We start from the raw sequence: 22,649 nt of genomic DNA, 5'->3' as shown, positions 1-22,649 counted from the left end.
TCAGTGGTCGGCTGAGCGGTACAGAAACGTACCGGCAATGATGAAGAGAATATCGGGCAGCCACGCTGCGAGCACCGGGTTTAACAGACCGTCGTAGCCGAGGCTGCCGATTGTTTTGAGCATACCGAGATAGAGAAGCCCGATGAGCAGGCTGATGGAAATCTCCACCGCCAGGCCGCTACGTTTTTTTTTCGAGGAGAGCGGTACGCCGATCAGCACGATGATCATGCTGGCCAGCGGCAGGGCGAGCTTGGTGTGCAGCTTGACCGTCGCCCGTTCGAGTCCTGGCAGTCCCGAGCGCGCTTTTTGCCAGATGAAATCGATGTGCTGCACGATGTTCATTTCGTCCGGGTCGGTGTCGATCATCTTGAACGTATTGGGTGCCAGCGAGAGCTTCAGGGTGTCCGCGCCCGCTCTGGTCACGAGGGTTTCGGCGCCTTTCGAGAAGGTGCGCTGTTTCGTGTTGTAGAAAATCCAGTACTTGTGACGGGTGATGATCCGGAGCGAGTCGGCGTCGATACGCGAGACGATCTGGCTTCCGTTGAACGTTTCGAGCGAGACGGTCGTCGCGCTTTTCTTGTCGGGACCGATCTTGGCAACGGTCAGGATTCGGTTGTTCGATTCCCGGATGTGCAGCGGTTCTTCGCCGTTATCCTGTTGTTTTTTCAGGTAGCGTTTTTCGAATCCTTTCGACCAGTCGTACATCGCCGGAGCGATGAAGCAAGAGTTGATCGTGTTGAGTGCCGCGATCGCCATCGTCACCAAAAGAAACGGTTTCATCAGGCGCGACAGGCTCATGCCCGCCGATTTCAGTGCAGGCAGCTCACTCTGCATCGAGAGCTTGCCGGTGACGAAGAGTGATGCGAGCAACACGCTGAGAGGCGATGTCAAAAGGAAGGTGTCCGGCAGGCCGCTAAGGTAGTAGATGAGAATCCTGCCGAACGAAATGTGCCGGTCCAAAAACCGGTCGAGATTTTCGACCAGATTGATCAGGATAAAGAGCGCGGCGAAGCTCGCGAGGGCAAACAGGAAGATCGTCAGAAACTGGCGGGCGATGTAGCGATCGATGATCGTGAAATTGCCGAAGCCAGGCAGCTTCAGGAGTTGATTCTCCCGGCAGCCCGCCTCGCCCGGTGTCGCTTTGCCGTCGTTCATCGGGTTTGCCCCTCAGTAGCCGAAAATCTCCCTGAGCGTCAGGAAGCTGATGTCGCCATATTTGCGAAGTGTCTCCAGATCGAGTTGCTCTTTCTTGCCGAGCACCAGCATGATCTGTGGCTTGTTACGGAAGCGCGTTTCGTGGAACTGCTCGATGTCGCTGAAACTCATGCCGGGCACTTCGCGGAACACATCCTGCCGGATGTCGTGGTCGAGGCCGAGGCGTCGCGCCTCTTCGAGGGCGAAGAGTACATCTCCCTTGGTGATTCGCTCGGTGCGGATCTTCTGGTCGATACCCGCCTTGGCCGAGGCGAACAGCTCTGGCGATTCGGGCAGCTTCTGCATCAGCTCGTTGAATCCGTCGAGCGCCTCGGGCAGCTTGTCTGCCTGCGTGCCGATGTAGCTGAACACGTAGCTGTGGCGATCCTTCTCCTTCGGCAGGCGGTAGACCGAAAAGACTGAGTAGGCAAGCGCCTTGGCCTCGCGCATCTCCTGGAAGACCACCGACGACATGCCGCCACCGTAGTATTCGTTGAAGAGTGTGACGAGCGGCACCTTCGAGGCGTCGTATACCGCGCCTCGCGAGAGCATGATGATTTCGGCCTGGGTCATGTCGTAATCGACCACATAGACGTGGTTTTTCGCGGTCTTGAGTTCCTCGAATGGATCGGTCACGGGCACCGGCTGGAACGACTGACCAAAGTGGTGCATGGTGCGCAATTCCGTCATCAGCGTTTCCGGCGAATCCGGGCCGTAGTAGAGCACCCGGTGGCGGTAGTTCATGAAGTGTTTGATTTCGCCAAGCAGCTCTTCAGGCGTCAGTTTGTCGATCTCTTCGTCACTCAGGACGTTGGTGAAGGGCGACTTCGGGCCGTATTTACCGTAATTGACCATCGCCTCGAAGAGGATTTTACGCTTTGAGAGCTTCTCGTCAGCACGCTCCTTGCGGATGCCCTCCTTGAGCTTTTCGAGCGCCGGAGCGTCGGGCTGCGCGTCACGGAGCAGCTCGTCGAGCAGAGAGATGGCCTGCGGGAAGTTCTCCTTAAGGCCGGAGAGCTTGAGGTAAACGTAATTATCTGAAGTCTGCACCGTGAACTGTGCGCCGAGGCGATACAGCTCCTGGCTGAACTCCGCGGGCGAAAGGCGTGAGGTGCCGAGGTACGACAGGTAGTCGAGCGCCGTGTCGATCTTGCGGTTCAGGTTCGATCCCGCGTCGAACATGAAGTAGAGGCTATACAGCTCGTTCTCCCGGTTCGGCACATAGTTGAGGCTGATCTCCGGTGTGATGTCGTAGTAGCCGATGTCCTTTTTGAAATCGACGAACACGGGTTGCACCTTGCTGCTCTTTTTCGCGAGCAGGTTTTTGGCGAACACCGACGAGCGGTCGCGATTGACTTTGATCGGCGTGATTGGCGGCTTCTGGATTTTGGCCTCGCTTTTGCGCTGGCCGTGTTTTTTGTAGACGGCGACGTAGTTCTGAGCGTAGTGCTGTTTCGCGAACTCGACGATCTCTGCCTTCGTGATCTTTTCGAGCCGCTTGAAGCGGTTGACCTGCCGCGCCCAGTCCATTCCCCAGACGAAGGTGTCAACGAATGCCTCCGAGCGGCCACGGTTCGACTCGAACGCTTTCAGCTCTTCGAGCTTGAGATCGTTGATGACCGCTGTCACCAGCCAGTCGGGGAACTCGCCTTTTTTGACGAGATCGAGCTGTTCGAGCAGGAGCGCCTTCACCTCGTCGAGGCTCTGGCCGTCGCGCGGCTTGGCGCTGAGGATGTGGACCGAGTAGTCCTTCATCAGTACCAGCATCGAGCCGCCTTCGAGCACCTTCTGCTGCTGGTTGAGGTTCAGGTCGATCAGGCCTGCGGTCTGGTTGAAGAGAATCTTGTCGATCAGTGTCAGCATGTCGGCATCATCCGAATCTGCTCCGCCGAAGCGGAAGCCGAGCACCAGCTCCTCCGCCTCCGGGCCGGTGACGGTTTTGACGACCGGCCTGGTGATCTCGGGTTCGACCGGCGGATGGAACTCTGGCACCGGCTTGGGTTCGAGCTTCGAGAACTTCTCGTCGATCAGGCGGATCGTCGCGTCGGGATCGAAGTCGCCCGCGATGCAGAGGGCCATGTTGTTCGGCACGTACCAGGAGCGGTAGTAGTCGATGACGTTCTTGATCGACGGCTTCTTGAGGTGCTCCGCCTTGCCGATGGTGGTCTGCGTGCCGTAGGTGTGCTTGGTGAACAGCCCCTTGAACAGCTCCTCCCAGAGCTTGCGGCTGTCGCTGTCCATCGTCATGTTCTTCTCTTCGTAGACCGTTTCCAGCTCGGTGTGGAAGAGGCGCATCACCGGATTGCGGAAGCGCTCGGCCTCAATGGTCAGCCAGCGGTCGAGTTCGTTGGATGGAATATCGTTGATGTAGACTGTCTGCTCGACCCAGGTGTAAGCGTTGGTGCCCTTCGCGCCGATGGAGTTGAGCAGTTTGTCGTACTCGTTCGGCACGGTGAACTGCGCCGCCACGTTCGAGATGCTGTCTATGTCGCGGTAGATCGCCGCGCGGTGCTCCGGATCGCTCGTGGCGCGGTACTGTTCGTACAGCTCGATGATTTTTTCAAGCTCCGTATGCTCTTTCGCGTAGTCGATCGAGCCGATCGAATCGGTGCCCTTGAAGAGCATGTGTTCGAGGTAGTGCGCCAGGCCGGTGGTCTCGGCGGGGTCGTTCTTGCTGCCCGCCCGCACGGCGATGGAGGTGTAGATTCGCGGCTCGTCGTGGTAGGGACTCATATAGACCGTGAGGCCGTTTTTCAGCGTGTAAATCCGCGTTTGAAGCGCGTCGCCGGGGACGGTGGTGTATGGATAACTTTCGTTCTGGTTCGTCTTGGTTTCTGTCATGGTTGATCTACAGGATATGAGATGGAGCAGCGCCAGCCAGAAGGCGAGCACTCTGCCCGTTGATTTCAGTAATGAGCCGTTGGACATAGTTCTTCATCGTGGTCATAGAAAGATCAGCCCGATCATGGTTCCAGCCGCTCATTCCGGTTCAAACAAAACCCTACATTACGAAAAATCCGGCAAAGTGACGGGAAAAAACCGTCGGCCGAACCGGTCTTGACACATCGTGTCTGAGGCTTGAAGAACTATAAGCAGGCGTTATTAGTTCTTTGTGAGGTATTTGTCATCGTTATCATCGAGAGTTGTCTATGCGGAATGTTGTGCATCGGGGAGGAGAGTTCAAACTTGAAAGTCCGTACGGGCCGACGGGGGATCAGCCCTCGGCCATCAAGGCGCTGACCGATGGGGTGCTGCGAGGCGACCGATGGCAGACGCTGCTCGGCGTGACCGGATCGGGCAAGACCTTCACGGTCTCGAACGTCATCGCCCAGGTCAACCGTCCGACGCTCGTGCTGAGCCACAACAAGACCCTTGCTGCGCAGCTTTATGGCGAGCTGAAGCAGTTCTTTCCGCACAACGCGGTGGAATACTTCATCAGCTACTACGATTTTTACCAGCCAGAGGCGTATATCCCGTCGTTGGACAAGTACATTGCCAAGGACCTCAAGATCAACGACGAAATCGAGCGGCTCCGGCTGCGGGCGACCAGCGCGTTGCTCAGTGGGCGGAACGACGTGATCGTGGTCAGCTCGGTGAGCTGCATCTACGGTCTCGGTTCACCGGAGGACTGGATGGCGCAGATCGTCGAGCTGCGGCAGGGCATGGAGCTGGATCGCGACGAGTTTCTGCAAAGGCTGGTGGCGCTGCACTATTTCCGTGACGACGTCGATCTCTCGCCGGGGCGCTTCCGCGTGCGCGGCGACGTGATCGACCTGGTGCCGGGTCACGAAGAGCTGGCGCTGCGCATCGAATTTTTCGGCAGCGAGATCGACTCCATCCACACCTTCGACCCCAAGAGCGGCGAGATCATCGGGCGCGATGAGTACGCCTTCATCTATCCGGCGCGTCAGTTCGTGGCCGACAGCGAAAAGCTGGAGGTGGCGATGCTCGCCATCGAGAACGAGCTGGCGGAGCGGCTGAACGCCCTTCGCGCCGAAGAGAAGCTGGTCGAGGCGCAGCGGCTTGAAGAGCGCACGCGCTACGATCTCGAAATGATGAAGGAGCTTGGTTACTGCTCCGGCATCGAGAACTACGCCCGCCACATTGCCGGACGCAAGCCGGGCGAGCGACCGTGGTGCCTGCTTGACTACTTCCCGGAAGACTTTCTCGTTGTGGTCGATGAGTCCCACGTTACTCTGCCGCAGATTCGCGGCATGTATGGCGGCGACCGGTCGCGCAAGACGGTGCTCGTTGAGCACGGTTTCCGGCTGCCCTCGGCGCTCGACAACCGTCCTCTGCGCTTTGAGGAGTTCGAGGAGATGGTGCCGCAGGTGATCTGCGTTTCGGCAACCCCCTCCGCCCACGAGCTGATGCGCTCCGGCGGCGTGGTGGTCGAGCAGCTCATCCGCCCCACAGGCCTGCTCGATCCGCAAATCGAGGTGCACCCCGTTGCCGGCCAGATCGATCACCTGCTGGCGCGAATCCGGGAGCGCATCGCCAAGGGGCAGAAGTCGCTGGTGCTGACGCTGACCAAGCGCATGTCCGAAGACCTGCACGCCTACTTTCGCAAGCTGGGTCTGCGCTCGCAGTATCTGCACTCCGAAATCAAGAGCCTCGAACGGATGCAGATTCTGCGCGAACTACGCGCAGGCGACATCGAAGTGCTGGTCGGCGTCAACCTGCTGCGTGAGGGGCTCGACCTGCCGGAGGTGGCGCTGGTGGCGATTCTCGACGCCGACAAGGAGGGGTTTTTGCGTGACGCAACATCGCTCATGCAGATCGCCGGACGTGCGGCGCGAAACGTCGAGGGGCTGGTGCTTTTTTACGCCGACAAGATCACCGATTCGATGCGCGAGGTGCTCGATGAAACCGAGCGCCGCCGCCGCATCCAGCGGGAGTACAACGAAAAGCACGGCATCGAGCCGCGTTCCATCATCAAGTCGGTCGATCAGGTGCTCAACACCACCAGCGTGGCGGACGCCGAAGAGCGTTATCGCCGCAAGCGTCTCGGATTGCAGAAGCGCCCTGAACTCGAGCTGCGCGGTGTGCTCGACAGCATGAGCCGCAGCGATGTGATGCTGATGGTGGCGGAGATGAACGCTGAGATGCAGAAGGCTGCCGAACAGACCGATTACGAAAAAGCGGCCTACCTGCGTGACGAAATTCTGATGCTTCAAGAGCGAATCGAGCAGATGACAGAGTAAAAAGTATTGACCTGAAGCCTCGATTTCATATCATAATAATAGTATAGAAAATCAGGCGATAACAACTCTTTATTACGGAGAGGCTTACCTCCATGCTGGCCCAGATAGAACAGGAACATTATTCCAAACTGCACGAAATATTGCGGCTTTGCCGGGCGAACCTCAAGAACTACGACGAGTCGCTCATCCAGCGTGCATTTTTCATGTGCTACCGGGCTCATGAGGGTGAAAAACGCGCATCCGGGGAGCCGTTTTTCTACCATCCGGTCGAGGTCGCCAAGCTGCTGGTGACCGAACTGCCGCTTGACGGCGTCTCTGTTGCGGCGGCGCTGCTGCATGACGTCATCGAGGATAGCGGTTACACCTATGAGGATATTTCCGCCGAGCTGGGTGCCGAAGTGGCTGACATCGTGGAGGGGCTGACCAAGATTTCCGAAATCATGGTCAACCGCGAAACCACCGAGGCCGAAGGGTTCCGCAAGATGCTGCTCTCGATGGTCAAGGATATTCGCGTCATCCTGATCAAATTCTGCGACCGCCTGCACAACATGCGCACCCTCGACTCCCTGCCGGAGCATCGCCGCCTGCGCATGGCGCTCGAAACGCGCGATATCTATGCGCCGCTCGCTCACCGTTTCGGTCTCGGTAAAATGAAGGTCGATCTGGAGAACCTTGCTCTCAAGTACATCGATCCCGAGATGTACGACTACCTGCTCAAGAAAGTGCGCCTGAGCCGCAACGAGCGCGTCGCCTATCTCAACAAGATGATCGCTCCGATCAAGGATGATCTTGAAAAGCAGGGGTTTACCGTCGAATTGCAGGGGCGCGCCAAGCATCTCTATTCGATTTACAACAAGATGCGGATGAAGAACAAGAAGTTTGACGACATCCACGATCTGTACGGCATTCGCGTCATCATCGATACGGAGAAGATTTCGGACTGCTTCGCTGTGTACGGCTACATCACGCAGCAGTTTCCGCCCATTCCGCAGCACTTCAAGGATTACATCTCGATTCCGAAGCATAATGGCTACCAGTCGCTCCACTCGGCGATTATCGGTCCAAAAGGGCATGTCGTCGAGTTGCAGATCAGAACACGCCGGATGCACGAATTTGCCGAACTCGGTGTCGCGGCTCACTGGCGCTACAAGGAGAAGATTTCCAAGGACGATGCGGCGCTCGATTCATTTCTCAAGTGGGCGAGGGAGCTGATCAAAGATGCCGATTCGGCTACGGCCTTCATGGAGGGGTTTAAACTCAACCTTTACCATGACGAGATTTACGTCTTCACCCCGAAGGGCGATATGAAAGTGCTGCCCGCAGGAGCCACGCCGATCGATTTCGCCTATGCCATCCACTCCGAAATTGGCAATGGCTGCATTGGCGCGAAGGTCAATGGCAAAATCGTGCGGCTGAATACCGAGCTGAGGTCGGGCGATCGCGTCGAGGTGATCACCTCGAAGAGTCAGAGGCCGAAGGCGGACTGGCTGAAGATCGTGGTGACGCACCGCGCCAAACTCAAGATCAGGGCGGCCATCAACGAGGAGCGCCGCCAGGAGATTGAAAAGGGGCGCAGCATCTGGGAAAAGATGCTCTCTGGCAGCAAGAAGCTTTTCACCGAAAATGACGCCATTCGTGCCATCCGTCAGCATGGCATCAAGACCCCTGCCGATCTGTTCAACGCACTCGCCAAACAGCAGATCAGCAGCGAAGAGGTGCTGGAGCGGATCAGCCACCCGCACAGACCCGCCGAGACTCACGAGAGCACCGTACAGGCCAGGGCGCCCCACAAGGATTTCGCCGAGATCGCTCGCGAGGTGCAGGAGCGTCTTGGGTACCAGAAGGATGAGGTAACCATCGCTGGACTGAACAACATTTCCTACTCCTACGCCAAATGCTGCAATCCGGTGCCGGGCGACGACATCATCGGCTTTGTGACCACCGGAGGCACGGTGAAGATTCACCGCAAGAACTGTGTCAACGTCACCAACGAGAACTCCGTCAAAAGCGAGCGCATCGTCTCGGTTGCGTGGAACCGCAAGGTTGACACCGATTTTCTGGCAGGCATTCGCATCGTCGGCGAAGACAAGATCGGCATGACCAACCAGATCACCGGCGTCATCTCGAAATTTGACACGAACATCCGAACCATTGTCCTGAACGCCAAAGATGGCATTTTCACCTGCAATCTGATGATCTTTGTCAAAAACACCGACAAACTGACGACGTTGATGGACAAGCTGCGGAAGGTGCAGGGGGTGTTTACCGTGGAGCGGTTGTCGAACTGATAGTGATGAAAATAATGTGAGATAGATATGGGCAGCGCTTTGTGGCTGCCCTTGTCAATTGATCAGAAAACAAGATCTTTGCGAAGGGACTCCTCTATATTCTTGCTATTTCATCAGATATCCGTACCTCTCCAGAATTCTCTTCGCTTTGGTACTCCTCAAATAATTGAAAAACAATTTTGCTTCGCTGTTGGCGGCTCCGGTTGAGGTTAGCGCCATGGTGAATGGTGTTCTTGTGTAAAGCCTGTGCGGCACGGTGAAGAGGATTTTTGCTTTTTTGGCCGTCAGCGCTTCGGTCAGGTGAACGAAGGCGGCGTCGACCGTGCCGGTTTCAGCGTACATCATGGTTTGCGGCATATCGCGCGTCATGACCAGCTTTCCGGTCAGCGGATTTTCGAGGCCTGCGGATCTGATCGCCTCCATCGCCATCTCTCCTGCGGGCGCGCTGTTCGGGTTTCCCATCGCGATTTTGCCGAGTTTGGTCAGGTCGTTCATCGACGAGACCTTCAGTGCCGGATTGCCAACCACCACGATCTCGTTCCAGGCGAAAGGCGAAATCCATGCCGGGGCGAGCAGCTTTTTTGCCATGAGGTACTCTACCCATTTCGAATCCGCCGAGATATAGACATCCGCCGGAGCGCCATTTTCTATCTGCATCGCGAGTGCGCCCGCCGCCGCGTAGTTTTTGATGAACGTGGTGCCGGGATGGGCTTTCGCGAAATTTCCTGACAGCACGTCGAGCACCTCTTTCATGCCCGCTCCGGCGGAAAGCCGGATTTCTCCAGCAAAGGCTTGGGGGGTGGTCAGGGCAAGCAGAAAGGCGAAAAACAGAGTTCTGAGGTGTTTGAACATGGTTGTCGGCGGATTGCGTTATGTGTTTTTAGTTATAGCGATGGGCCTGACTCTGATTGACGTGGGCGTGCAGTCGGTGCTTTGCTTATCAGTTCACGCCGATAATCACGTCCGAAGCTTTGAAAATTGCGCAGGCTTGTTCGCCCTCTTTGAGGTTGAGCCTGCTGGTGCTGGTTTCGGTGATGATGGCGGAAATGCTGTTGCCGCCGCCGATTTCGATGTCGATTTCGCTGTTGACAGAGTCTTCGATTACCCGTTGCACGGTGCCGCAGATGATGTTCCTCGCGCTCAGCTTTTTGTCTTGCAGGTCGCGGCCCACCATGACCGAGCTCGATTTGACGATGGCGTAAGCGCTCATTCCCTTTTTCAGACCGAGGTTATCGATCGCGCCATTGGTGATGGTCGAAACGATCTGTTGGCCGCCGTTCAGCGTGATGATGATTTCGGCGTTGACTGCGTCCCGCGTGAGTTCTGTGATGACGCCGGAGAAGGTGTTGCGCGCGCTGATCCGCATCGAAATCCGGCGTAGGAACTGGTAAAGATTGCCGGTGTCGCCGAGCCGCTCTTCGAGGTTTTCGACGAACTTGCGGTGCTCCTCCTGCACGATGCGGTACTTTTCGATCACCTGCCGCCCTTCACGGGTAAGCACGGTGCCGCCGCCGCCCTTGCCGCCGGTCATGCGGTCAACCAGAGGTTTTTCTGAGAGGTTGTTCATCATGTTCACCAGATGCCAGGCGGTTTTGTAGCTGATGCCGACCGCTTTGGCCGCGCTGTTGATTGAACCGAGTTCGTCGATCTTTTCAAGCAGGGCGATCCGGTCTCCGCCGAGGAAGCGGCTCTGCGATTTCTGGAACCAGATCGAGCCTTCGATGCCGATGGGGTTTTTTGTTTTGCTCACGCGAATTTTCCTGTTGCATTGTTATTCATACGGCAATATAGAACACCGGATGAATAAATCCCGGCGGGAACCAGCCGCCGGGAGGGTGTAACGGAGAAAGAACAGGAGAACATATTCGGGCGGGAAACGCGGCTCAGTAGTGCAGCGCGATCGAGGCGACCACCGTGAAGGGGGCGCCGGGCTGGTACGAGCTGTTCAGGGTTTTGTAATCTGACGTACTGATCAGGCTCACATATTTTTTGTCGAACAGATTGATGAACGAGAGCGAGCAATCAACGTTCCTGAAGCCGAGCATTGCCTTGCTCCAGGTGAGGTCGAGGTCGAAGAGCGTTGCGCCATCGACTTTCTGCTGGTGCTGCACGTCGCCGTAACGCGCCGAGGAGTAGCGGACGATTGGCGAAATCGTGAACTCGCCGATGGTGTAACTGACGATCCCTTTGGCCATGAATTCTGGGGCGTCGGGTACCTGGTTGCCTTTGATTGCCAGGATCGGGTTGCCGGGTGCGTCCGAGCGAATATCCTGATCGAAGTAGAAGCGGTTCCACGAGAACGAACCGTAGCACTTCAGGGCACGGGAGGGTTTGTACTCCGCTTCGAGCTCGAAGCCGTACCCTTTCGCGTTGGCGTTGTTCATCGGGTAGGAGATGCCGAGATCGGGGTCGTAAAGTACGGCCTGCTTGTTGTTGTGCATGGCGTAATAGATGGTCGGTGCGATGCTCCAGCCGCTGCCGTTCATCTTCAGGCCAAGCTCAATGTTGCGGGAAATCTCCATCTTCCGTTCGTCCCAGAGTTGCTGGAAGGTGATGTGGTGAGCTGAAAATGTGGCATACTGCGAGATGAAGTACGGGTAAATATCTACATGGGTGACGTAGTTTTCGCCGTAGGCCAGGTGCACCGACGAATTGTCTCCAATGCTTCGGGTGATCGTCACGTCGGGAAAGAGACGGCTGAAAGTCTTCGTCGATTCGGCGCTTTTGGCCGCGATGATGGCCGGATCGGTGGCGAGCGCGTCGTCATAACTGACGTCACCGATGCCGGTTGTGTTGTAGGTGAGAATCGATGGCAGGGTGTAGTTGACGTACTTTACGCCGCCTTCGAGCAGCCAGCCGCCGGTGCGGTATTTTGCCTCGATAAACGGCTCGTGCAGCTCGTGGCTTGAGCTGTTCGACAGGATCGCCCAATTGCTGAATTGAAGCGAATTGCCGTTCAGTGAGTAGTTTTTCCACGAGGTCGGCGGGCCGGGGCGCTCCTGCGTATGGTAGAGGTAGCCGAAGTCGAGATCGACCTTGCCGAGCTTCGTATTGTATTCGGCGAGGATGCCCTTCAGGTCGTGGTCGATGTCCCAGCGGCGGATGCGGTTGTACGGATTGTTGTTTGAGTCTTTGAGCGTGATGGTCTCCATGTAGTACCCCTTGTCGCTCCAGTAGTAGGGCTTCACGTTCAGCTTTGACTCTTCGCCGGTTTTCACTTCGAGGTTGGCCATCACCATCCAGTCCTCGAACTCGTTTTTGTTGTAGCCGTAGTAGTCGTATTTCGCCGGATTGTTGCCGTAATCGGTTTCGTAAGCGCTGTCGAGATTCCGGATTTCAGCGTAACTCAGCGCTTTGTACGGGTGGATGTTGCCTTTGCTGTACGTGGCGAACGCTTCGAGTTTCACCTTGTCGCTGAACTGTTCGGTCATGCCGAACATCAGGTTGTTGCGGTTGCTCGCGCCGTAACCCTTCCACTTTTCGGCATAGCTCGTCGAGCCGGATGCGAACGCTTTCAGGCCGCCGCCGAGATCACCGGTGTCGATGCGCAGGTAGGTGCGGCTGAAGTTGTCGCTTCCCCGGCTCTGCTTGAAGGTGACGCCAAATTTTTCTTCGGGGCGCTTGATCTCCATGTCGATCTTGCCGCCTACGTCACCGATGCCGAGGCCGATGTTCGCTGGCATGACGCCGCTATAGACTGCGATGTTCTCGAAGTTTTCGAGGTCGTAAATCGTCGCTCCGCCGCCCGGACGTCCGGTGACCGGCAGCCCTTCGACGTTGGCCGTTGTGCCGGGAGCGCCGCCAGCGGTCGCTTCGACGCCACGGAAGCGGAACGACTCGTGGTAGTTGACGATGTCGGCCAGCCCGTAGGGATCGACGCTCTGCTGGCTGATCGAGGGCATCATGTTGATGACTTTATAAACCGACATTTGCGACGGGTTGAGTACGGCGGATTCCTTGCCGGTAACGTTTTGCAGCAGGTCGCCCTTTTTGCCGGAGACCGTGATTTCTGGTGCCGTCCAGGTGTGGAGGGCAAGCAATTCCGGGTCTTCCTCTGCCTTTGCCGTAGCGGAGAGCATGGTTAACAGGACGATAAGAGATGTTTTTTTCATGATTAGTATTCCGGTTTACACATGAATCGTTTGGTAGGTTTTGTTATAACGGAATGCAAAAAACAAGCCGTTTTTTCTCTTTTGGTTCCATGGTATTCGATAGGTAATAAAAGTAATAACGAATGGCAAAAATAATGGGGGATGCTGTGTGTTTCCAGTTAACACATGGCAGATCCCCCGGCTTCCTGAAGGGAAAGGAAGTTCTTAATTGATGATGTGATCCTCGCAGGCTTGGCCCTCTTCGAGCGCATCGAGAATTTCATCGACCTTGTCTTCGCTGTCGATTTCGCCGTACCAGAAATTTTCGGGATAGACGACCAGCACTGGCCCTTTTTCACACAAGTTCAGGCAGGCCGTGGCCGAGACAGCAACATCGCTCATGCCGCGGTCGGCAAGCTCGCTTTCGAGGTAGGGAATGAGGTTGAGCGACTCTTTCTTGTGGCACATCCCCTGTGGCGCACCCTGTGCCCTGAAGCTCGCGCAGACAAAAATGTGATGTTTCGGTTTGTCCATGATAGTTGTTTGATGGTGGTTGTGTAAAGCTAATAGGTCAAAGAATCGTTTGAGTAAGGGCGGTTCGCGAATCGCCCTTACAGTTCATCATCACTTAGTCGCAGCCGTTGCCGTCGCCGCCGCAGCTTGTTTTGCATGCGTGGATCTGGCTGCTTTTCATCAGGTGTTTCAGGTTCTGGCCGGTGAAAACGCCATACACGGCCTCTTCGATCACCCCTTCGATCGACATGACGTCGATGCCACTGGCTTTGAGAACCGATTGCGGCGAATCGCCAGCGCTGTTGACCAAGACAGCGCGGCAGTCGGAGAGCTTCGCGGCGAGCGCTTCCCAGCGCAACTTGCCTCCGCCGGGAGGCGGGGCCTGGCGTGAATCGACCAGTGTGCAGCTTTTCTTCTCCTCGTCGAGCGCGTAGACCAGAAAGCGGTCGGCTTCGCCGAGATGCTGGTTGATGAGCACGCCTTCGAGGCTCGCCACGGCGATGTAGGGGCGGTGCTCGTCGGGATTTTTCGGCATCAGCGCTGCTTCGGCGAGCTTCGCCATCATTTCGTCGCTGTTGATTTCGCCGATGATGCCGACCGCGTCGGCGCGGCAGCGGGCGCAGTGCTTCATCTGCGGCAGGAGCTTTCCGGCCTCCTCCTGAATCTTCCTGACCATCATCGGATCAGGTTCGGGAATGTTCTCGAACACGGTTTCCGTCGTGTTGTAGTAAGGCAGCGCGTTCAGAATGTCCGCACCCATCGAGGCGACCTGACGGGCCACCTCAATCACGTGCTGGTCGTTGACGCCGGGGATGATGATCGAGTTGACCTTGGCCGTTACGCCATACCTCTTGAGCTTCTGCAGAGCGGCGAGCTGGTTTTCGAGCAAAAGCTCGGCGGCCTGGCGATCGCGGTACATTTTCTTCTGGTAGCGCACCCAGGCGTAGATCTCCTGACCGATCTCCGGATCGATGGCGTTGATTGTCAGCGTCACGTGGCTGACCTGCAACTCGGCAAGCTCCTCGATATAGGGCAGCATGTCGAGGCCATTGGTGGCGACGCAGAGCAGCATCTCCGGGTACTTTTCACGCACGAGCCGCAGGGTCTCCATCGTCTCCTCCGGGTTGGCGAACGGGTCGCCAGGGCCTGCGATGCCCACCACCGAGATATTCGGCGAGAGTTTCAGGGCGTTGTCGAGGTAGTAGAGCGCCTGCCTGGGCGAAAGCACCTTGCTGGTGATGCCGGGTCGGTTTTCGTTCATGCAGTCGAACTTCCGGTTGCAGTAGTTGCACTGGATGTTGCACTTCGGTGCGACCGGCAGGTGTATTCTTCCGTAGGTGTGTCTCGACGAGTCGTTGAAGCACGGATGGTTCTTGATATTGAGTGTCATGATGCCTCCCTTCAGGTCATGATTGATTCTTCATTACATATAGGTGTAGCCGATCGGCGACGATTTCTGGCGTTCTTCGATGACGGTGTTGACGATGCGGTCGAACAGCTCCTGCGTACCGCGATAGCCGAGGTGGTGCAGGCGCTGGCCGCCGAAGCGGTCGTGAATCGGGAAGCCGATTCTGATGAGCGGCAGCTCGTGCTTTTTTGACATCGTGAAGCCCTTGCTGTTGCCGATGAGCATATCCGGCTTGAGCCGCTCCGCTTCGTGCTCGATGTCCACGAAGTCCACGCCCTCGCACGCTTCGATGCCCTGCTCATCCATGTCGGGAATCAGCTCAAGCATCCGCTGCTTCATCTGGCCGCTCTTGCCCCCCGAGGCGCAGAGCACTGGCACGACGCCGATTTCTCGCAGGAAAGCGGCCATCGAGATGACCAGGTCTTCCTCGCCGTAGAGCATCGCCTTTCTGCCGAAGATGTATTTGTGGCCATCGGCGTAGGCGTCAACGAGGCGGCGGCGCTCGTCTTCGTATTTTTCAGGCATCGGTTTTTCGGTCAGCTCTTCGAGCAGTGCGAAGAAACGGTCGGTTGCCTTGATGCCGATCGGCAACGGGAGCTGGTGGCGTGGAACGCCAAACTCTGCTTCGAGGTAGCCAGCCGCAGACTTCTTTGCTTCGAGCGTCGAGCCGAACTCGATGCTTGCTGCAGCGCTGCCGCTGTCGGCGATAGCGCTCGTCGGCGTGCCGCCTGGCGGAATGCGGTGGTACTCGCCCCACGGACCGCCGTCAAGCGTCTGCGAGTAGTCGGGCAGCAGCATGAACGGCATGCCGAACTCTTTCAGAATCTCCTTCAGGTAGCGGATATCCGCCGGTGAAATCATTCCCGAAAAGAGGTTGAGCAGGTTCTTTTTCGCCCCGCCGACGGCAAAAGTTTTTACGGCGGAGCGCACGGCGGTGTGGAAGCCGTCGATGTGGCTGCCGCTGTAACTCGGCGTCGAGGCGAAGATCATGGTCGGCAGGTTGGGGTCGTTCATGATCGCCTTGTAATCCTTCAGAATCATCGGCACGTCGTCACCGATGGTCTCCGACAGACAGGTGGTGGCGATGCCGATCACCTGTGGCTTGTACTGCTGCGTGACGTTCTTGAGGCCGAGCTGCAGGTTGTGGCTGCCGCCGAAGACCGCCGTCTCTTCGTTGAAGTTCGAGGAGGCGATGTCGATCGGCTCCTTGTAGTGGCTGATGAGGTAGCGGCGGATGTAGGTGGCGCAACCCTGCGAGCCGTGCAGGAACGGTACACACGATTCGATGCCCCTGAAAGCCAGGCACGCGCCGAGCGGAGTGCAGAGCTTGCAGGCGTTCTGCGTGGCCGTTTTGGCCGTCATGGCCGAAGCGTTGGTCGTCATTTTGCACCTCCTTTTCTCGGGGCGAACTGCCACACGGGGCTCATCACCGATTCGTAAACCTCCTTGGCGAAATAGTACATGCCGATGAATCCGGCGAGCGGAATCTTGCGCTCGTGGTTGTGGTCGCAGAAGCCGACGCCGAGCTTGAAGGCGATCGGGCGCTCCTTGACGCCGCCGATCAAAAGGTCGGCCTCCTTTTCAAGCACGAACTTGGAGAGTTCGACCGGGTTGGAGTCGTCCACGATCACCGTGCCTTCGTCGCACATCTCTTTCAGGTTCTTGTAATCCTGCTTGTTGCCGGTCTGCGAGCCGGCGAGCACGACCGACATGCCGATGGTGCGCAGCGCCTTGATGAGCGAGAAGGTCTTGAAGGCTCCGCCGACATAGATTGCAGCTTTCTTGCCGGCCAACGCGGCCTTGAACTTCTGCATCTCGGGGTAGTATTTCCTGATTTCGTCGCGCACGATCTCCTTGGCTTTCTCCATAATGTCGGGCCTTTCGGGGAAGTGCTGGGCTACGTCGTAGAGCGATTTGGACATATCCTCGAAGCCGAAGTAGGAGACGCGGATGTAGGGGATGCCGTACTTCTCTTCCATCTCCTTGGCGAGGGTGGTCATCGAGCCGGAGCACTGCACCACGTTGAGCGACGCGCCGTGCGAGCGGCGGATGTCGTCGATGCGTCCGTCGCCGGTCATGGTGGCGACCACCTCGATGCCCATCTTTTCATAATATTCCCGGATGATCCAGGCTTCCCCGGCGAGGTTGAATTCGCCGAGAATGTTGATGCTGTATTTGCTGATCCCCTCGGTCGATCCCTGGCCGATCAGCTTCATGAGGGCCATGCAGGCGGCTTTGTAGCCATCCTTCTTGGTGCCCTTGAAACCTTCGGAATGCACCGGCAAGACCGGGATTCCTTTCTCTTTGGCCACTTTTTTGCAAACCGCATCGATGTCGTCCCCAATCAGGCCGATGATGCAGGTCGAATAGATAAATGCCGCGTTGGGCTGGTACTGGTCGATCAGTTCGATCAGTGATTTGTAGAGCTTCTTTTCGCCGCCGTAGATGACGTCCATCTCCTGGAGGTCGGTCGAAAAGCTGAGCCGGTGCAGTTCAGGTCCCGACGAAACCGCTCCCCGGATGTCCCAGGTGTAGGCGGCGCAACCGATCGGGCCGTGTACGATGTGAATGGCGTCGGCTACCGGATAGAGCACGACACGTGAACCGCAGAACACACAGGCACGCTGGCTGACCGAGCCGGAGAGGCTGGTCTTGTCGCAGGCGATGTCCACTTCTACGCCACCCGCGGTCTTTTCATAGACCTGTTTTTCCCTGCCCTCGAGCAGGCTGATTTTCTGCGTATCCATTACTTTTTCCCCTTCATTGTCGCCCGCCTTCCGTTATCGAAGGCGGACGGTTGTCAAGCTTTCAGTCAACTTGTCTGATACGTTGTCGTCGTGAGCGGTTCGCGGACAAGCCGGACAGTGTTCTGGATTTCACCGTCCGGGCGAGCCTCTGGATCGCGAACCGGCTCCGGCAGGCCGTCACATAACCAGCTCGAACTTCTCTTCCAGCGACGTGCGATCCTGACGATCCATGAGCACGCCGAGGATTTTCTCGACCAGCCTGAGCGAGCCGCTGTACCCGACGTTCGGGAAGTAGCTGTGGCCGATACGGTCGAGAATCGGGAAGCCGAAGCGCACGAACGGGATATCTTCGTCACGTGCGATGTACTTGCCGTAGGTGTTGCCGATGAGCAGGTCAACCGGCTCGTTCTTGATCCACTGGTGCATCAGGAACATGTCTGCCTGCGGGCCGTTGCGGAAGTTCGCGCCCGGAGCCCGTTCGAGGATCTCCTTCATGCGTTTTTCGAACCTCAGGCCCGGCGTGCCGCTGACGATATGTGCCGGTATCATGCCCAGATCGAGCAGGAACTCGGTGAGCGGGATGAGCTGGTCGGGGTCGCCGAACAGCGCCACCTTCTTGCCGTAGAAGTACTGCTCCATGTCGACCATGACGTCTACCAGACGGCCACGCTCGGCAGTGATTTCATCCGGTACCTTCACGCTGCCAGCTTTGCTGAGAGCCATGATGAAACGGTCGGTTGCCGACAGGCCGATCGGCATGTCAACGGTTTCGAAGGGCACCTTGCACTTCTTTTCGAGTGCGATTGCTGCCGGTTCGGCGCTGATGCAGCCGACCGCGAGCGAGCATTTGCTGTCACCGGCGCTTTTCAGCTCATTGATGGTGATGCCGCCTTTCGGATAGAACTCGTGCTTGCCGGTCTGCGGCGCGTCGAGCACGTCGGAGGTGTCTGGGAAGAGCACGATCTTGACACCAAGGCGCGAGGCCAGCGACTTGATTTCGCGCATGTCAGACGGTTCCATCCAGCCCGCGATGACGTTGACCTGGTCTTTCTTCTCGCCAGTCGAGACAGCGAACTGCTCGGTCATGCTGGTCACCATGTTGGCGTAACCGGTGATGTGCGAACCCACGTAGCTCGGGGTGCTGGCGTAGATGACGTACTTGCCTTCAGGAATCTTGCCGTCATCGCTGGCCTTCTTGGTGATCTGCTGCAAGTCGTCTCCGATGGTTTCGGACAGGCAGGTCGAGTGCACCGCGATCACTTCCGGATCGTAAACCGTAAAGATGGTCTCGATGGCCGAAAGCAGGTTGGCCTGGCCGCCGAACACCGAAGCGCCTTCGGTGAACGAGCTGGTGGCGGCCATCACCGGCTCCTTGTAGTGGCGGGTCAAGGTGCTGCGGTGGTAGGCGCAGCAGCCCTGTGAGCCGTGGCTGTGGGGCAGGCAGCCGTGTATGCCGAGGGCGGCATACATGGCGCCGATCGGCTGGCAGGTTTTCGCCGGATTGATCGTCAGCCCCTCGCGCTCTTTGACTTCTTTTGTGGTATGACGTAATAACATCGATTATTCTCCTTTAATATTTTACATCTTATGATGCGACGTAGCTGGCTTCCAGCGACTCCGGTTCACTTTTCTCCCAGGGGGCCTTGATCATCTTCCAGACCGGGTTGTTGACCATGCGGTCGATGTCTTTGTAGAAGTTCACCGCGCCCTTGAAGCCGGTGTAAGGACCTCCGTAGTCGTAGCTGTGGAGCTGCTTGAGCGGCACACCCATCTTCTGGACGACATACTTCTCCTTGATACCGGCGCAGAAGATGTCGGGTTTGTACATCTCGATGAGCTTTTCGGACTCGTAGTGGCTGATGTCATCGACTACGAGGGTCTTTTTCATCATCTGTTTCATCATGCCTTCGTAGCCGTTGATCTCAAGGCCTTTGGCTTTCAGCTCTTCGAGTTCGGCTTTGCTCTTTCTCGGGTTGTACAGCTCCGGATCGGCCGTGACCTTCAGCTCTTCGATGTTTTTGCTGTCGGCATCGATCTTGATCTTGGGCAGCACTTCGCGGCCTTCGTAGTCATCGCGGTGAGCGAACTCGTAACCGGCGGCGATGGTCGTCATGCCAAGTTCCGAGAACAGATCCTGGTAGTGGTGAGCGCGCGAGCCGCCGACGAACAGCATGGCGGTTTTGCCTTCGGTTCTCGGACGAATCTCGTCGATGATCGCCTTGACAGCAGGAACCTCTTCGGCAATCACCTCTTCGACCTTCGCTTTCAGCTCCTCGTCACCGAAGTACTCGGCGATCTTGCGCAGCGACTTTGCGGTCGATTCAGCGCCGACGAAGTTGACTTTCATCCATGGAATACCGTACTTGGTCTCCATCATGTCGCCCATGTAGTTGATCGAGCGGTGACACATGATGACGTTGAGGTCAGCCGTGTGTGCATTCTCGATGGCGCCAACCGTCGAGTTGCCGCTGAAGGAGGCAACAAGTGTGATGCCGCATTTCTCGAGCAGGCGCTCGATTTCGAAAGCGTCGCCGCCGATGTTGTACTCGCCGAGCAGGTTCAGCTTGAACTTGCCGGGTTTGACTTCGTTGTTGTTGCCAACCATGTGCTTGAACACGCCGTTGTTTGCGATGTGGTGACCAGCCGACTGGCTGACGCCGCGGTAGCCTTCGCAGCTGAAGCCGAAGACGTTGCAGTCGCCGAGCTTCTCTTTCATCTCTCTCGCTACGGCGTGCACGTCGTCACCGATCAGGCCGACCGGGCAGGTCGAGAAGATCGCGATGGCCTTCGGGTGGAAGAGGTCATAGGCCTCCTGGATCGCTACCTTCAGTTTCTTTTCGCCACCGAACACCACGTGCTCTTCCTGCATGTCGGTCGAGAAGCAGTAGGTGATGTAGTTTTCATGCTCCGGGGTTTCCGGTCTTGTCTGGTTACGGCGGGTCAGCCATGCGTAAAAGCTGCAGCCGATCGGGCCGTGCACGATGTTTACGATATCGCGCGTCGGACCAAGAACCACGCCCTTGCAGCCTGCGTAGGCACAGCCGCGCTGCGTGATGATACCCGGCACCGTACGGACGTTGGCCTGCACCTCAGGAACGATCTCCGGGTCGTTGACCACGATCGACTTGCTGCGCTTTTTGGCGACCTTGGCCGGGTATTTATTGATCAGTTCCTCCTTGATTTTGGAAGGATCTGGTATGAGTACTTTCGCCTCCATGGTAACGTTCTCCCTTTACACCTTTAAAGTATTGTTTCTGTTCTGCGTCACTTAAGCGCTTCGTCGCCCTCTTCTCCGGTTCTGACCCTGATGGTGTCGAGAATCGGCGTCACGAAAATCTTGCCGTCTCCCGGCTTGCCGGTCTGGTTGGTTTTGATGATCGTGTCGATAGCCGTCTGGGCCAGATCATCCGGAACCACCACGGTCAGGATTCGCTTGGCAACGAGCCTCGGCGCGTTACCGAGCTGGGCAATCGCCTCCGGGTGGCCTGCTTCGGCGCCCTGGAGGATGTCGTAGTGAACCTGGCCCTTGCCGCGACCCATCACCCGGCCGGTCGCCGTGAAGGCCGGGATGCCAGCGTCGATGAGCGCTTTCTTGGTTTCGTTCACCTTGTTGATTCGTATGACTGAAATGATCTCTTTCATCAGGCCTCCTTTGCTTCGAGCAGCGTCTCGCTTTCCTTCATTCCAGAGCTGATCGTGTAGACCTCTTCGACAGCCGACACGAAGATTTTACCGTCACCGAACTTGCCGTCGCCGGTCTTTGCGTTGTCCATGATGGCGCGGATGACGAAGTCCTTGTCGGCGTCCGGCACGACGAGGAACAGCATCTCCTTCGGCAGTTCGTCATAGACCACATCGCCGACGCGCAGACCGCGCTGCTTGCCTCGGCCAACAACCGAGATTTTGGTGACCGCCGGATAACCGGCGTCGAGCAGGCCCTGCATGACATCGTGTACTTTTTCCGGCCTGACGATGGTTCTGATCATTAACATGTGTTTGTTCTCCTCTTTGTTAAATGCTATAATTTCAAGAGATTACGGTTTTTTGATTGATCGCCAGCCTGTTAGTTGGCGATGCCGAATTCGATCAGGAGCGATTCCAGTTCGTCGATTTCGAGCGGCTTGGGGATGACGAACATCTTGTTCTCGTCGATCTTTTTGGCCAGTGCACGGTATTCGTCGGCCTGGGGGTGGGTCGGATCGAAGTCGATCACGGTCTTCCTGTTGATCTCGGCGCGCTGAACGAAGTTGTCGCGAGGTACGAAATGGATCATCTGGGTGCCGAGCCTGCGGGCCAGCTCTTCGATCATCTCACGCTCGTTGTCAACCTTGCGGCTGTTGCAGATGAGGCCACCGAGGCGCACACCGCCTGCATCGGCGTATTTCAGGATGCCTTTGCAGATGTTGTTGGCGGCGTACATGGCCATCATTTCGCCAGAGCAGACGATATAGATCTCTTCGGCTTTACCGTCGCGGATCGGCATGGCGAAACCGCCGCACACCACGTCGCCAAGCACATCGTAGAACACGTAGTCGAGTTCCCATTCGTCATCGTAAGCGCCGAGCTGTTCGAGCAGGTTGACCGAGGTGATGATGCCGCGGCCAGCGCAGCCGACGCCAGGCTCAGGACCGCCGGACTCGGTGCAGCGGGTGTTTCTGTAACCTTCTTTAATGATGTCTTCGAGTTCGACCTCTTCGCCCTCCTCGCGCAGGGTGTCGAGAACGGTTTTCTGCTGAAGACCGCCGAGCAGGAGGCGGGTGGAGTCAGCTTTCGGGTCGCAACCGACGACCATCACTTTTTTGCCTGCTTCTGCAAGACCGGCAACCGTATTCTGGGTGGTTGTGGATTTGCCGATACCGCCTTTACCATAAATTGCGACTTTTCTCATAGCTGTACTTTTTATTGTTTGTTACTCTTTTCTGTCGAAAATATTCAGGCCGATATTTTTCTATGCCTGAATAATTAAAGAATAAGGAGCAATTTTTGTGCCAGAGTGAGGCGGGTTATCGATTTTGTTTGAATTATTTTTCTGTCGATCCGGTAACCTGTTTTCAGTCAATGAATTATCGATGCGGCAGCTTGTTGAGGCTATGCTCAACTCAGGCTCTGTTTTTTATGTCGGGAGGTAAAACGGGGATGGAGTGACCTTACCATTGTGTAGGAAAGTGGCTTTATCTACAAAATAGTAGGAAAGTCGAGTGGTG

16 protein-coding genes are annotated in these 22,649 nt (G+C 56.9%); 2 read left to right on the top strand and 14 right to left on the bottom strand.

Annotated features, from left to right (window positions below):
- On the bottom strand, positions 1-1,155 hold the full coding sequence (gene lptG / locus AYT24_RS07000; RefSeq protein WP_010933214.1) for an LPS export ABC transporter permease LptG: 1,155 nt from the start codon (positions 1,153-1,155) through the stop codon (positions 1-3).
- A gap of 12 nt (positions 1,156-1,167) precedes the next feature.
- A complete protein-coding gene (locus tag AYT24_RS06995; protein ID WP_010933213.1) occupies positions 1,168-4,035 on the bottom strand; it encodes a M16 family metallopeptidase in 2,868 nt (955 codons plus the stop codon).
- A 308-nt stretch (positions 4,036-4,343) separates the two neighbouring features.
- Here AYT24_RS06995 and uvrB point away from each other — a divergent pair, with 308 nt between their 5' ends.
- The gene (gene uvrB / locus AYT24_RS06990) at positions 4,344-6,398 is read left to right on the top strand and encodes an excinuclease ABC subunit UvrB (protein ID WP_010933211.1); all 2,055 of its coding nucleotides are present in this window, start codon (positions 4,344-4,346) and stop codon (positions 6,396-6,398) included.
- A gap of 92 nt (positions 6,399-6,490) precedes the next feature.
- Complete coding sequence (locus AYT24_RS06985) at positions 6,491-8,686, top strand: RelA/SpoT family protein (RefSeq protein WP_010933210.1); 2,196 nt, start codon at positions 6,491-6,493, stop codon at positions 8,684-8,686.
- A gap of 105 nt (positions 8,687-8,791) precedes the next feature.
- Here the strand turns inward: AYT24_RS06985 and modA are convergent, their stop codons facing one another.
- From modA to nifH, 12 genes are all read right to left on the bottom strand, one after another.
- Positions 8,792-9,538 (bottom strand): molybdate ABC transporter substrate-binding protein, encoded by a 747-nt coding sequence (modA, locus tag AYT24_RS06980; protein ID WP_010933209.1) that lies wholly within the window; start codon positions 9,536-9,538, stop codon positions 8,792-8,794.
- A gap of 88 nt (positions 9,539-9,626) precedes the next feature.
- Positions 9,627-10,436 carry a TOBE domain-containing protein gene (locus AYT24_RS06975; RefSeq protein WP_010933208.1) on the bottom strand — a complete coding sequence of 270 codons (810 nt, stop codon included), beginning with the start codon at positions 10,434-10,436 and terminating at the stop codon, positions 9,627-9,629.
- A 133-nt stretch (positions 10,437-10,569) separates the two neighbouring features.
- A complete protein-coding gene (locus AYT24_RS06970; RefSeq protein WP_010933207.1) occupies positions 10,570-12,798 on the bottom strand; it encodes a TonB-dependent receptor in 2,229 nt (742 codons plus the stop codon).
- A gap of 204 nt (positions 12,799-13,002) precedes the next feature.
- A complete protein-coding gene (locus tag AYT24_RS06965; protein ID WP_010933206.1) occupies positions 13,003-13,311 on the bottom strand; it encodes a (2Fe-2S) ferredoxin domain-containing protein in 309 nt (102 codons plus the stop codon).
- A gap of 94 nt (positions 13,312-13,405) precedes the next feature.
- A complete protein-coding gene (nifB, locus tag AYT24_RS06960) occupies positions 13,406-14,680 on the bottom strand; it encodes a nitrogenase cofactor biosynthesis protein NifB (RefSeq protein WP_010933205.1) in 1,275 nt (424 codons plus the stop codon).
- Positions 14,681-14,713: 33 nt separating this feature from the next.
- Positions 14,714-16,081 (bottom strand): nitrogenase component 1, encoded by a 1,368-nt coding sequence (locus AYT24_RS06955; RefSeq protein WP_010933204.1) that lies wholly within the window; start codon positions 16,079-16,081, stop codon positions 14,714-14,716.
- Positions 16,078-17,445 carry a nitrogenase iron-molybdenum cofactor biosynthesis protein NifE gene (nifE, locus tag AYT24_RS06950; protein WP_010933203.1) on the bottom strand — a complete coding sequence of 456 codons (1,368 nt, stop codon included), beginning with the start codon at positions 17,443-17,445 and terminating at the stop codon, positions 16,078-16,080. The genes AYT24_RS06955 and nifE overlap by 4 nt, the downstream gene beginning before the upstream one ends.
- 177 nt (positions 17,446-17,622) lie before the next feature.
- Positions 17,623-19,002 carry a nitrogenase molybdenum-iron protein subunit beta gene (nifK, locus tag AYT24_RS06945; protein WP_010933202.1) on the bottom strand — a complete coding sequence of 460 codons (1,380 nt, stop codon included), beginning with the start codon at positions 19,000-19,002 and terminating at the stop codon, positions 17,623-17,625.
- Between the two features lie 28 nt (positions 19,003-19,030).
- Entirely contained in the window at positions 19,031-20,662 is a 1,632-nt protein-coding gene (gene nifD, locus AYT24_RS06940; RefSeq protein WP_010933201.1) for a nitrogenase molybdenum-iron protein alpha chain, read from the bottom strand.
- Positions 20,663-20,709: 47 nt separating this feature from the next.
- On the bottom strand, positions 20,710-21,087 hold the full coding sequence (locus tag AYT24_RS06935) for a P-II family nitrogen regulator (RefSeq protein ID WP_010933200.1): 378 nt from the start codon (positions 21,085-21,087) through the stop codon (positions 20,710-20,712).
- The gene (locus AYT24_RS06930) at positions 21,087-21,437 is read right to left on the bottom strand and encodes a P-II family nitrogen regulator (RefSeq protein ID WP_010933199.1); all 351 of its coding nucleotides are present in this window, start codon (positions 21,435-21,437) and stop codon (positions 21,087-21,089) included. Before AYT24_RS06930 ends, AYT24_RS06935 begins: the two co-directional genes overlap by 1 nt.
- A 71-nt stretch (positions 21,438-21,508) precedes the next feature.
- A complete protein-coding gene (gene nifH / locus AYT24_RS06925; protein WP_010933198.1) occupies positions 21,509-22,333 on the bottom strand; it encodes a nitrogenase iron protein in 825 nt (274 codons plus the stop codon).
- Positions 22,334-22,649 lie beyond the last annotated feature (316 nt).

This window comes from Chlorobaculum tepidum TLS (assembly GCF_000006985.1).
Taxonomy (GTDB): Bacteria; Bacteroidota; Chlorobiia; order Chlorobiales; family Chlorobiaceae; genus Chlorobaculum; species Chlorobaculum tepidum.
Note: the sequence above shows the minus strand (reverse complement) of the source record. Positions and strands in the feature narration are given on the sequence as shown.